Origin of the sequence: Alteromonas sp. S005, assembly GCF_036864475.1 — a bacterium.
Lineage (GTDB): Bacteria > Pseudomonadota > Gammaproteobacteria > Enterobacterales > Alteromonadaceae > Alteromonas.
This window is the reverse complement of sequence record NZ_JAZETN010000002.1, coordinates 1-11,900: the sequence shown is the minus strand read 5'-3', so window position 1 is coordinate 11,900 and position 11,900 is coordinate 1. Positions and strand designations below refer to the sequence as shown.

The window sequence follows — 11,900 nt, the reverse complement described above, 5'->3', positions numbered from 1 at the left end:
GGCAATCGTGTCGCTTAAGGGATATGCGACAACGAAGCCTTAATTTCTTCGGCAGTGGGCTTTAACTGTGCTTTGCCCTGCTTTTCCCTTCTAATGCCCAACAAATACAGTAATGTAGAGGTAATAAACAAGGTTGAAGACGTGCCAATTACAACAGCAAAAACCATGGGCACTGCAAAACTTTCTACTGCGTCACCACCAAATAAAGCCATTGGAAGCAGCGCTAACAGAGTAGTAACAGACGTAAATACCGTTCGACTTAATGTGCTGTTCACCGCTTCGTTGATGGTGTTTGCTAGAGGTTTGGTTGGGTCTAAACGCAATAGTTCGCGAATGCGGTCAAGCACCACCACTTTATCGTTTATCGAATAACCAATAAGCGCTAATAACGCTGCAACCGCAGTTAAGTTAAACTCGATACCGGTTAACGCGAAAAAGCCTATGGTTTTGGTTAAATCAAGTAACACGGTAAGTAGCGCTGCGCTCGCAAAATGCGCTTCAAAGCGTGCCCACAGATACACCAACATGCCACCGCCGGCTATAAGCAGCGCAAGAATAGATAGCTGTGCGAAACCGCCGCTGACTTTCGGTCCAACCATATCAATTTTATCAAAACTTACCTCACTGTCGGCTTGCGAAATTGCACGCTTTAGTGCGTCAGTCTGCTTTGCGTTGCTATTTTCAAGCTTGCCACTGCTATCCAGAACAGCTGCTCGCAATAAATAGTGATGTTCACTGCCATATTCTTGAATGGCTATCTGATCAAAGCCATTGCTTTCAATCACATATCTTAGCTCATCGGTAGTAAGGGTTGGTGCGGTCAGCTCAATCATGGTGCCGCCGGTAAAGTCGACACCATAATGTAAACCTGGTTTGGCAAATAATCCGATTGAAAGCACTGTTAGCACTATCGAAACAGCTAGTGCAATTTTACGCTTGGCCAGAAAATTAATACCGCTTAGCTTATCGCTCAAGCGCAGTAGCGGTGAAGAAAAGCGTAATGGTAGGCGCTGCTGCGCGCGATCTTGCGTATTTTTTTGCTTCGACTTAACCACTCTAAGCATAAGCATTTTAGTTAAGGCAACCGCAGTAAATACTGAAGATACAAGCCCAAGGGCAATGGTGATAGCAAACCCTTTGATAGGCCCACTACCGAACATAAACAACAAGCTGACCGCTATAAGCGTAGTGAAGTTTGAATCTACTATTGTTGCGAATGCTTTTTCAAAGCCCACTTCGATCGCACTGGCCCCAGGACGGCCTTTTTTGCTTTCCTCACGAATACGCTCATTAATCAAAATGTTCGCATCTACTGCCATGCCCATGGTCAGAATTAAACCAGCAATACCCGGCAGGGTTAGCGTTGCGCCAAACAGGGTTAATGCGCCAAACACCAACACCATATTGATACAAAGAGCAAAACTTGCGATAGCGCCCCACCTGCCGTAAATCGCCACCATGAATGCCAATACCATTAACGCACCTGCTATACCGCTTTCTACACCGGTTTGAATAGCGTCGCTACCTAAATCAGGCCCAACCGTACGTTCTTCTATAATATTAAGAGGCACAGGTAACGCACCGGTGCGAAGCATTAATGCGGTATTACCTGCCTCGGGCAACGTAAAGTTACCGGTAATTTCTCCACGGCCGGCTGGGATCACGCTGTTAATAACCGGGGCGGTCACCACTTTGTCGTCAAGAACAATAGCAAGCACACGGCCAATGTTGTCACGGGTCATAGTGGCAAACTGTTTAGCGCCGGCACTGTCTAAACGAAACGTCACTACGGGCTGACCGGTTTCGCTACTTAAAACACCGGCCGCGTCAGTGATATGTTCGCCTTCTAGCGCCACTTTTTGTTCTAAGCGATAGGAATTACCCTCCGCATCTTGTTTGCTCATTACTTGTTCTGAACGGCTGTTTGCAGACCAGTGAAAAGTCATTTGTGCGGTAGTACCCAGTAGCTTTTTAACCTGGGTCGGGTCAGACATACCCGGCATCTGAACTAAAATGGCGTCTTTACCTTGTAGCGTAACGCTAGGCTCAGTAAGCCCTGTTTCATTCAAACGCTTCCGCACTACCTCAACACTTCGGCTTAACGTGTCCTTAACCAACTGCTCTGAATAGAGTTCGTTAAGTGTAAGGGTGACGGTGTTTTGCTTTATCGCGACATCAAGTGCACTTGCTCCGCTCGGTTGAGCCGAGATTTGATAAGCAATATCTTTAACCTTTCTAGCATCGTCTGCATTGCGCAAGGTAAATACAACGCTTGCTGCACTATCTTCACTACTCGTCTTTGAAGAAAGCGAGTGAGATGTTCTGGTATAGCGTACGTTTTGGGTACGCAATTCGCTAAGTACATCGCTGGAAAAACTGTTGAGTTGCTTTTCAAACAAGGCGTTGGTATCTGCGGCTAAAAGCAGATGCGAACCGCCCTGTAAATCTAAGCCTAAAGAAAGTGTGGAAGTGGTGTACCACGTAGGTAGCTGCTGTTTAATTGATTGTGGCAATATGTTGGGCGCAGCGCTCAGTAAACCGAGCATAACGATAAGCACATACACAAAGCCACGAAATGAAAATCGTGCCATTTTAAATCCTGAATAATTAAGTTTTAAAACGCTTGAACGAGAAACAAAGAAGCTTTGCTTTCACGTTAGCGCGTGTAAAGGAGTTAACTCAGGATGGAAGGTGGAGCTCGCGGGCTCGCTTTTACCCACGTTTTATCAGTAAAGGAAGGGCCTGCTGATGGTACCTTGGTGGATGACGCTTTGTAGAAGGCAAAGTTTAGCGATACAGATATTAAACCTGGCGGCTCTGCGTCGGTAGGCTTTTCGTCTTTATCACCGGTTAGCTTGTTTGCGCTAAACCTAAGAGAGTAGTTTTGCGCACTGTGTACAAACTTGGCCAACGGAGACTGCGAAGTGACTTCGGCATTATTCGCTACATCAGGTGTCTGAAACCCCGTACTAACAATTAGATACGACAATACCCACGCCACAAGAAACGGCGTAAATGAAGAAGGGTAAAAGCGTTTTATAAAAGCGCGCACGATATTTGAGCTGTTTGTTCAATGATACGATTTCAGACAAGCATCGAGATGGGGACGACCAGGCTATTTTCAACGCTTATTTGTACGAGTCTTACAAATAAAAAAGCGCCGTTGAGGGCGCTCTTTAACACTTAATACTCACTCAGTTGGCTGCTCTGTAAGGATTAAACCACTGCAATCACGTCATCTTTTGGCAAGCGAGCCTTTGGCAAACCGTGGTTCCAGTCTTGTTCAGTATCAGGGTACCCCATAGCCAGTGCTACTTCACAAATATGACCGTCTAGTTCGTCTTTGAATAATTCGCCAAGTAAATCAGGGTCAACGCCTTCCATCGGTGTAGAGGCGATCCCTAAACGCGCTACAGTATGCAGTACGTTACCCAGTGCCAAGTAAACTTGGGCTTTAGTCCACGCCGCGTTGTTTCCATTCTCATCGGTGTTCGCTTCGGCAAATGCGTAAGCGCCCATGAAATTTTCTCGCATGTCTTCTGGTAAATGACCTGAAGATACTTCCGCATCTACGCGCTTAGCGAACTTTTCTTTAGTGAATTTAGGGTCGTACGCAAATAAAATCGTATGCGATGCTTCTTTAGCGTGATGTTGGTTAAACTGATGCTTATTTTCAAAGCTATCATGAAGGCGCTGTTTCGCTTCGTCGCTTTCTACTACAACAAACTTCCAAGGCTGAGAGTTGATAGAAGACGCTGATAGACGCAAAGCTTCAAGAATGGTAGCAAGGTCATCAGCTGAAATACGCTTGCCAGTATCGTACTTCTTAACTGTATAACGCTTGTTTAAATCTTCGATAATTGGATGAGACACAACTGACTCCTTAATATATAAATAGGAATAATCTAAAAGTTGTGCTCATGGTATTAATTCCTCTTTTCAATGATAAGCCCTTCGGAAGCTGAATCAGTTTCAATGTATTTTTGACAATAGTTTGAGTTAAGAGGAGTGAGTGCCTTCGTTTAAATAGGTTAGTTGAGTATTAGCGAAGTGCTTTGTACGTTCTGACAAATGAAAGTTGCTATAGCGCCCCCCAAGTATTAAGAACCATAAAAATAAGAAAGCACTTATGTAAGAGCAAGTAATCTATACTTTTTCTCTACTATTCTTTTCAACTAAAGGTAAGTTGATAAGCTTATCTAACTCACCTACTATGAAGAGCAAAACTAATTTTTTCGTTAGACGATTGAATTGACGCCTTCTAGTTACCTTATATGGCTTTTTGAAAATTTCACCTTGATATGAACCAAACTCACGAAATTACGTCCGGACAACGAGAGATGATGCAGGTTCGTCATCGCCGTCGATTTGTCCTTTGCCAAGTTCTTACTAATATAGGCGTAATTTTTCTGTTCGCACTGGGCGGATTAAGCTTATATAACGATGCCTTTTTGCTCGGTAGCATATTAGTAAGTAATGGGCTAATTGGCTTAGTAAACCTTTATCTCTTGAAACGCTCAGGAAATGTAGAAAGAGCCGCTCTAATACTAAGCGGCATCTTATTTGTGTTATGCATGAGTTTGCTCATTACTGGCGGAAAGGACAATACAGGCATGCTATGGATATACCCCATAGCGGCGATTAACCTATTCATTAATCGATTTTGGCCTGCGGTCGTCGTATTCTGTATTTTTAGCGTCACTAGTACCCTTCTTCTATTCACCCCGCTTTCTAGTTTATTGATGACGAGTTACACGCTTGTAGAAGCCATACGTTTTATTTTAACTACGTTAGCACTTAACCTTATATGCCTTGCAGCCCTCCGCTCTGAAGAGCAATCTTACGAAACAATCATTAAATTGCATGATGACGATATTAGGCAAATGGCGTTCTACGATACGTTGACGGGCCTTCCCAATCGCTGGAATTTCAAAACAAACCTTCAACGCGTGATTGATAGAGCAAGCAAAGATAAGCAAAGATAAGCAAAGAGTTGGCCTACTTTATATCGATCTAGATAACTTCAAACAGGTGAATGATCAGTATGGTCATGAAATGGGTGACAAGCTCTTATTGAAGTTTAGCGAACAGTTGTGGAGTGAAATTCGTCCATCTGACCAAGTACTTAAGCCTCAAGAGGAAAGTATTGCTAGACTTGCTGGCGATGAATTCGTTGTTTTGCTGCCGGATATTAAAGATACAATTAATGCCGGAAAGGTGGCATCGCGAATTTTAGATATTTTTGATGGCGGCTTCGAGGTGGAGGGTATTACTCACCTCACATACGCCAGTATTGGTATTGCAGTTTTTCCTGATGATGCAAAAGAGCCCTCTGAACTGCTTCATTTTGCAGATACAGCAATGTATGACGCAAAACAAAATGGTCGAAATTGTTTTAGATTTTTCACGCAAGAGATTGCCGACACTATAAAACAGCGCCAGAAGATAGAATACGGGTTAAGAGCATCGTTAGAAAACGACCAATTATCCCTAGTATTTATGCCTATTTTCGATTGTGATAATGACGACATTGTTGCCGTTGAAGCGTTACTTAGATGTAACGCTCCCGAGCTAGAAAAAATAGGACCAGATCAATTTATTCCAGTTGCTGAATCTACTGGGCTTATAAAAGACATCGATTTATGGGTGATCGACGCAGCTTTGCAACGCCTTGTCACATTGCAGCAGCAACACAATTTCACAGGAAAGATGTGCATTAATATATCTGGCGTTGAGTTAAACAATGAGCATTTCCCTTCCCAGGTTAAAGGTTTACTTGAAATATACGCGGTCGCGCCATGCAGTGTAGAGTTAGAAGTGACTGAAACTGCTCTAGTTGCAGGAAATAAAGCCTGTTTAGATACGCTACATGCGTTGCGCGAAGTTGGAGTTTCTCTAGCACTCGACGACTTTGGAACAGGTTATACCGCATTTAGTCAACTCATCCATTACCCAGCCCATTGCCTGAAGATCGATCGTTCTTTTATCAGTGATTTATTTTCAGGAAACGATCCAAGAAGCAAAATGGTTTTGATTATACAGAACCTTGCCGAACTCTACGGATTACGAGTTATCGCTGAGGGAGTTGAAACTGAAGAGCAGTTAAATTATCTAAAAAGGCATGGCTGTGACTGGGCACAAGGGTACTTCTTATCTCGCCCCATGGCTTGGGACGATTTACTTAAACGCCTAGCCATGTAAAGGCAATATGAATGGTAAGATAACATCCAATCTGTAACAAAAGCCCCTCAAAAGAGGGGCTTTAAAGTTAAGAACGAGAGATTTCGTTTTTAGTGTTTACAGTAAATAAGTCGTTTAATACTGCCCAGTAAAATCAATAAGTGGGTGGAACCTTATTTTTAATAAAGATGTTTAAAAAAATCAATCTCATAGTCGAAACTTTGTAAGTAGCTGCCTTCCCCAAGCTAGTACTTAAGCGACAGCTATGAGGCCTTTAGCGGATGTTGGACATAACTTTTGCGAAAGTCCGCTTCAGACAAACAGCAGACCTTCAGGCTTTAGGTTTTACACTTTCGATTGAAATTGATTTTGATGGAATGAGTATGTAATTGACAGGGTCCGTTTGATGAGCCCTTTACTTAAGTACCTTCAAAAACTAAAGTTTCTCTTCGTATTCCTTTTCGAATCTTTCTCTTAATTTTAACCAGTCATTTTCAGAGTGCCTATCAAAGCGTGCAACAACAAGCTGTGATGATATACCAAGAATTAATTGTTAAGGCTAATGCACAAATCAAAATGCAGTAGAATTAGCCTCGTGTTTTCAGAAAGCAAGAGGGCAATAGGTCTACGGGCACTTCGAACTTCTTGTTGGCGGGTATTTCGGGCCTATCAATTGGGCTAAATGTTTTCGTTTTCAACACGGCGGTTGTATCGCCAATGTTGGCTTTCACATCAACACCCAGTTTACGACCTACTATGGTCAATAACGTAACGGGCTCACAAAAGTAATGATTATTTTCAAGTGCCGTTCTGAAGTATTTGGTTGTGTGTAAGTGCTTGTCAAACAGAAGGCGTGCACCTTCTTTCATTAAACTGGGCTCGTTGTTTACAACGCCTCTTACAAGCTTGCTAACCCCGGGTTGAATATAGAATTCACTTTTTTTGCTTTCCAGCTTTTCTATACCATCAAGCATTTGTATAGCGGCATCGGTTTCACCGCGCCATAGATGGGCAAGCATAAGGTAGAATTCTGGCGGAGCTCTAAATCTCATATCGTTGGGAATGTCCAGTGCTAAAAGTAGAGCTGCCGACTCCTCAACCTGTTCTTCATAACCGAGCAATAGTGCGTAACTAAATAGGGCGTATTGATAGCTGTTATCATGAGATACTTTATTCTCTGCTACGGCCATCCTAGAATTTGGAATAACGTCGACAAACAACTTTTCTGATAAATTTTCATCACCGAGTAGGTTCGCTTTAAATCCCCCTACAAAGCTTGTGCCAGCTGTACCATAGTAACTCGTCACCTTGTTGGCCGCAGTGGCTGGATTATAACATTCGATGGTCTGAAGTGTATCTTTCAACTGAAGTGAAAGCTCTTGTTTAGTGTCGTCTGGAAGTTGTTTCATTCTTTTCCTTAAAGAGGCCTCGCAAAAGGGCCCCAATTACTTAACGCCTTATTTTTTTAGTGGCAATTCAATAATTACGATTTCATTAATTTGAGATGACCCGCCAACACCCAGTTCAGTTTTTTTTGTGAGCCCCTGCGTAACACCTGCGCCAGCATGCCTGTCTTTCACAACAGTGTAACGGGTTTTAATCTTTCCACTGTTAAATGCATTCCTAATCTCTTGCTTTTGAGATGCGCTGAGGCCTGAGGTTCGAGACAATGCGCCACTTTTTCTATCTATCCCAAAAAGGTAGTTATCTGTAAGCTGCCTACCATCTGCTGTGGAACTTAGGCCAGAAAGCCCTGCGTTGCCGCTGCTGTCCAATCCTTGTCTGTCACTGCATTTAAAGTTAGATATGAGCCAGTGACTTAACCCCAACTCATTTGTTGATTTGGCAAGTTTTTTTTTCTTTCTAAAGACAGCAATTGTAGAAAACGATGCTTCAACAGTACCGATTAAATCATTAAGGATATTACTATCATCACTCGAATAAAGCCGTTTGGGCTTAATGATAGTGTTGAGCACGGCTTTTTTATGCGTAAGACTGTCTGCCTCTGAAAATGATTCTCCCCAAGGGTGTTTCACACTTACCTTTTATAGTGAAATAGAGTCCAGTGTCTTCAACGAGACTTTGGGTTGAAATTTAAGCTATACTATTTTTGAGGTTGTGTATTATCGCGATTATACAGGGGGAGAAACGCTACCTACGTTTCTCTCCCTCTTTATTTGTGTTCGTCTTAAATGACACTACAGCTTCGCCAGTCATTAATTGTAATTGCTCTTGGCCTGTCAGTTGACGCTCGACTATCATTCCGACATAGGCCCACTGCTCTATTTGCTCACTGGGTGTTTTTGGGTAATTAGCTATCGCTTGCTTTGCGTCATCTATCAAAGAGCTATCAAGTTGCAACTTAACACTCCTCTGACTCGCTCTATTACTTTCAGATTTTTTTGTCATTCGCTCTTCCCTTCATTGCTCTGTGTTATTTTGAACTTGACCATGTCATACATGCGCTTGCACCTCGAAAGCTTAGTAAAATTGCATGTAAACCAGCGATGATTACCAAATGCTTTGTCTAACGCATATTTACTAGGCAATTTATTGGTTGTTTCTAATTGTTGTTTAAGGAACTCTTTGAATTTTGGAAAAAGAGATGTGTCTCGCTTCTCCCAAATTTTTGCACTGTGATTGGCATGGTTGCCTTGGATGGGAAAGGTAGCATCAAGCCACGTTTTGTCGTATTGATATGCCCAGTTCAAAGCGTTTCCTTGATGCTCTTTTAACTCTGATCGATTAAGTAGGCCACGGCGTTTTCTCTCCTCGATTAAAGTCGCTCTTACGGCATCCCGCTTTTCGTACATTCTTAAATATTGACGCCATAGGCTTAGCCCATCAACAGACTGAACTACTCCAGTAATCGATGGTTCTGACACACCAAGTTTGGCTGCAATATCCTTACAACTCACATTTTCGATTGCCATTTTTATTGCTTGTCGCTCTATGTCAGCGGTGACAATTTGTTTTCGTTCTGTTGTCTTTACGCCAATTCGGTTGGCTAATTGTTTTACGTAGCCATGACTCACTTTCAAGCGCCTGCTTATCTCCGCAACGTTAAATTGATAACTTTGTAATAATGCTATTGCTCGTGACTCAATGGTCTCAGACATTTTTAGGGGTTTAGGAGCAGGTATTGGGGGAGGCGCTGATTCTTCGCGCAGTCCTTTTACTACAAATTCAAGCAAAATAGGTTTCAATGGATGAATGCTTAAATCTTGTTCGAAAACTATTCGACGAATACTTCTGGTATTCAACACACTGGGGAGACAAAGCGCTTCAGCCACCTCGTTATAGCGCTCTAACACCGTAGACATCCGAATATGCATTTGCGATGTAAACAGCCCCCGTGAGTGAAATAGACGTTTAAAGTATTGCTGACCAACATTTTCGATATTGTTGCTACGTAGCAATTGCACAATATGCTTTGCGAACTCTATCTGCTGTGCATTAGCGTCTGAAGGAATAACAGACTGTATTGACTCAAAATAACGTGGAAGCCGATATTTTCGATGGTTAAAAGGAACACTGGTTAATTCACACCCATGTTTGAAGCATGCATTCACTCCCCACAATTGGTGTGACAAATGCCAATAAGCGATACCTATTTTAGTCATATCTTCTTTAGCACATTCTGGGCAGAAATTGCTTTGTATTAAAGAGCCAAATGCCAACTGTGGTGAGCATGAAAGGTTTGCTATGTTCATATCACCAGCGCCACACATTGCCGCCTTCAGCGCTTCATGGCGGGCATTATAAAGAACATGCAAAGGGTAAGCTGTGTGGTTATGTAAGAGATAGTCTATACCGTATTCAGAGTGACAAGAGATATCCTGAATATGGCTAGGCAAAAGCTGATTTAAACACACCCCTTCATAGCCGAACCATTCCAACGAAGTATCCGTGTATGAGACATCTCCCCATAGCCAATGACACCGAGCAACATACGAAAACAATGTTTCATCAGGTTGAATTCGAGGTGTGTAAAAGATTCTACTCATGGCCGATATTCATGCAGGTAGAAAAACTTGAATAACAAAAACATTAAAGGATGAATACTGCCATTTTCAGCCATCATAGCACTGGCTTTAAATGCAATATTGTTAGCAGTGACTTCAGCAAAACGTTGTAAATTTGGAAACAATACAGTGAAGTATCTTTGGAGCGCACTTTGCCATTGCTTGTTGAGAGTAACGCTCACTTTACTTGGAGAATGGGAATAGAAGCTACTCTCCATAAACACACGCTTGTGAAGTTCGACTTGCTCCCGCTGATATTCAACACCTCTTCTCATCATCAGCTTGGTTTCCCAATCAAGCCAACGATGAAAAAGTGTAATATGAGGAGTGCTAAAAAAAGATTTATCAAAAAAATCGCCTGAGCATTCAAACCCATTAAACTCGCTCACTAAACGTTGCCTCAGCGCGGTATTATGCTGATGACAAATAAAAGCAGTCATTGCTTGATGATCTGCTTTCCAAATAGCAAAGCCCTTGGCTCTTATTTCTTCATCATGGCACTTTGAGCAGTATTTTAGAGAGTGATAAGGCATTAGTAGCTTTTCAGCATTAAACAGTACGCGTCCAGTTGCCTTGTCATTCAATTGAGTTTTCACATGTGCATTTAATACATCACGAGAGATGAATCCTTGCCAATATTTGCCCACCATATTGTCAGTCAATACATCCTCGAATCTTTTTCTTCCATAGGCTTGTACTGCAAACTTCACTGCCCACCTTGGCATGGTCTCTCCTATCAAACGAGGACTTGATATTTGAAAAAGGCTTAAAAATTCCTTTGGAGCGAAAAAGTCTGCATACTCCTTGAGTCGATAGAAATAGGTCGGAAGATACTCACCGGGTTTGATGTTAATATTCTCTAGCATTATGGATGAAAGACTGGTGTTCAACATGAGCTCACTCGTCCCCCATATCTAGGGCTTGAAGTCGCTTTATCCGATCAATGCGTTCTTGCTTTTTTGAGTCCTTTTTCTGCGTAGTTTTATCAACTATTTGCGCTGTTTTTTCCGCAGAATTGGCTGGCGTGACATCAACTTTAGGTAGCTTCGGTTTAATCGATTCTTTGCGTATGTGAGTGGCTACATGCGCTGTATACAAAGAGTTAAATCGATTACTTTTGGTCATACTCAAATTCGCACTTAGTATATGATTTACTAGTCGCTTCAACTTGCTTATGTTCCCTTCACAATAATAAAAAATTGCATGTTCAAACTCCTTATCAACTAACTTCTCGCCCATACCTAAAAAGTTCGTGCTTAAGGCTTTAACCATTGTCTTCCATGTTAGGTGTTCAATAGAGTGATCACTTAGAATAAACTTACCATCACTGATTAAACGCCGTTCAGACTGCTCGCTCTGTTCAGGAGCACTGAAAAGGTCGCCAGCTTCAGGCGTACCAATGAAAATCATTGGCACGCCTAAGTCGTTGAAAAACTCTTCTAAAAAAACATTAGTAACAACCTTGTTATCCTTCGTGGTTTTAGAGTTTAAAACCCATTGGACATCATCTATTACAAGTAAACCAAGGCCAACCATTCGACATATTTTAATGACATAAATAACCTGCTCACCAACAGTGTCTCTGCTTGGAAGCTTTGCAGTGAAATGACTATTGAGCTTTTTATCGATGGCATTAAGAATTGAAACTAAGAAAGCTTTTTTACTTGTCGCACTTTTAATATAAGTTTTTACAAA

General features: G+C 42.1%; 11 protein-coding genes. 2 read left to right on the top strand and 9 right to left on the bottom strand.

The annotated features are described in order from the left end of the window. Positions 1-14: 14 nt before the first annotated feature. From secD to V7R55_RS02740, 3 genes are all read right to left on the bottom strand, one after another. A complete protein-coding gene (secD, locus tag V7R55_RS02750) occupies positions 15-2,591 on the bottom strand; it encodes a protein translocase subunit SecD (protein WP_334057150.1) in 2,577 nt (858 codons plus the stop codon). Positions 2,592-2,674: 83 nt separating this feature from the next. Beyond that, positions 2,675-3,052: a hypothetical protein gene (locus V7R55_RS02745; protein ID WP_334057148.1), complete on the bottom strand. Its 378-nt coding sequence runs from the start codon at positions 3,050-3,052 to the stop codon at positions 2,675-2,677. 164 nt (positions 3,053-3,216) lie between these two features. Next, complete coding sequence (locus tag V7R55_RS02740; RefSeq protein WP_334057146.1) at positions 3,217-3,873, bottom strand: NAD(P)H-dependent oxidoreductase; 657 nt, start codon at positions 3,871-3,873, stop codon at positions 3,217-3,219. A gap of 467 nt (positions 3,874-4,340) precedes the next feature. On the opposite strand from V7R55_RS02740, the gene V7R55_RS02735 reads away from it, so the two are divergent. After that, positions 4,341-4,985, top strand: coding sequence for a hypothetical protein (locus tag V7R55_RS02735; RefSeq protein WP_334057144.1), 645 nt, complete (start codon positions 4,341-4,343; stop codon positions 4,983-4,985). Continuing rightward, positions 4,954-6,201 carry a putative bifunctional diguanylate cyclase/phosphodiesterase gene (locus V7R55_RS02730; protein ID WP_334057142.1) on the top strand — a complete coding sequence of 416 codons (1,248 nt, stop codon included), beginning with the start codon at positions 4,954-4,956 and terminating at the stop codon, positions 6,199-6,201. Before V7R55_RS02735 ends, V7R55_RS02730 begins: the two co-directional genes overlap by 32 nt. A gap of 566 nt (positions 6,202-6,767) precedes the next feature. Here the strand turns inward: V7R55_RS02730 and V7R55_RS02725 are convergent. From V7R55_RS02725 to V7R55_RS02700, 6 genes are all read right to left on the bottom strand, one after another. Further along, positions 6,768-7,589 carry a hypothetical protein gene (locus V7R55_RS02725; RefSeq protein ID WP_159118435.1) on the bottom strand — a complete coding sequence of 274 codons (822 nt, stop codon included), beginning with the start codon at positions 7,587-7,589 and terminating at the stop codon, positions 6,768-6,770. 48 nt (positions 7,590-7,637) lie between these two features. Continuing rightward, on the bottom strand, positions 7,638-8,216 hold the full coding sequence (locus V7R55_RS02720) for a hypothetical protein (protein WP_159118434.1): 579 nt from the start codon (positions 8,214-8,216) through the stop codon (positions 7,638-7,640). A 115-nt stretch (positions 8,217-8,331) separates the two neighbouring features. Continuing rightward, entirely contained in the window at positions 8,332-8,589 is a 258-nt protein-coding gene (locus V7R55_RS02715; RefSeq protein WP_269350206.1) for a hypothetical protein, read from the bottom strand. Next, complete coding sequence (locus tag V7R55_RS02710; protein ID WP_269350204.1) at positions 8,586-10,187, bottom strand: TnsD family Tn7-like transposition protein; 1,602 nt, start codon at positions 10,185-10,187, stop codon at positions 8,586-8,588. Before V7R55_RS02710 ends, V7R55_RS02715 begins: the two co-directional genes overlap by 4 nt. Continuing rightward, complete coding sequence (locus tag V7R55_RS02705; RefSeq protein WP_269350202.1) at positions 10,184-11,098, bottom strand: hypothetical protein; 915 nt, start codon at positions 11,096-11,098, stop codon at positions 10,184-10,186. The genes V7R55_RS02710 and V7R55_RS02705 overlap by 4 nt, the downstream gene beginning before the upstream one ends. Before the next feature lie 4 nt (positions 11,099-11,102). Then, positions 11,103-11,900, bottom strand: a 798-nt coding sequence (locus tag V7R55_RS02700) for an AAA family ATPase (RefSeq protein ID WP_334057140.1), incomplete at its 5' end; no start/stop codon positions are given.

Coding starts and splice junctions, on each gene's coding strand:
- secD (WP_334057150.1), bottom strand. CDS start 2,591: ATGGCACGATTTTCATTTCGTGGCTTTGTGTATGTGCTTATCGTTATG.
- V7R55_RS02735 (WP_334057144.1), top strand. CDS start 4,341: ATGATGCAGGTTCGTCATCGCCGTCGATTTGTCCTTTGCCAAGTTCTT.
- V7R55_RS02725 (WP_159118435.1), bottom strand. CDS start 7,589: ATGAAACAACTTCCAGACGACACTAAACAAGAGCTTTCACTTCAGTTG.
- V7R55_RS02715 (WP_269350206.1), bottom strand. CDS start 8,589: ATGACAAAAAAATCTGAAAGTAATAGAGCGAGTCAGAGGAGTGTTAAG.
- V7R55_RS02710 (WP_269350204.1), bottom strand. CDS start 10,187: ATGAGTAGAATCTTTTACACACCTCGAATTCAACCTGATGAAACATTG.
- V7R55_RS02705 (WP_269350202.1), bottom strand. CDS start 11,098: ATGTTGAACACCAGTCTTTCATCCATAATGCTAGAGAATATTAACATC.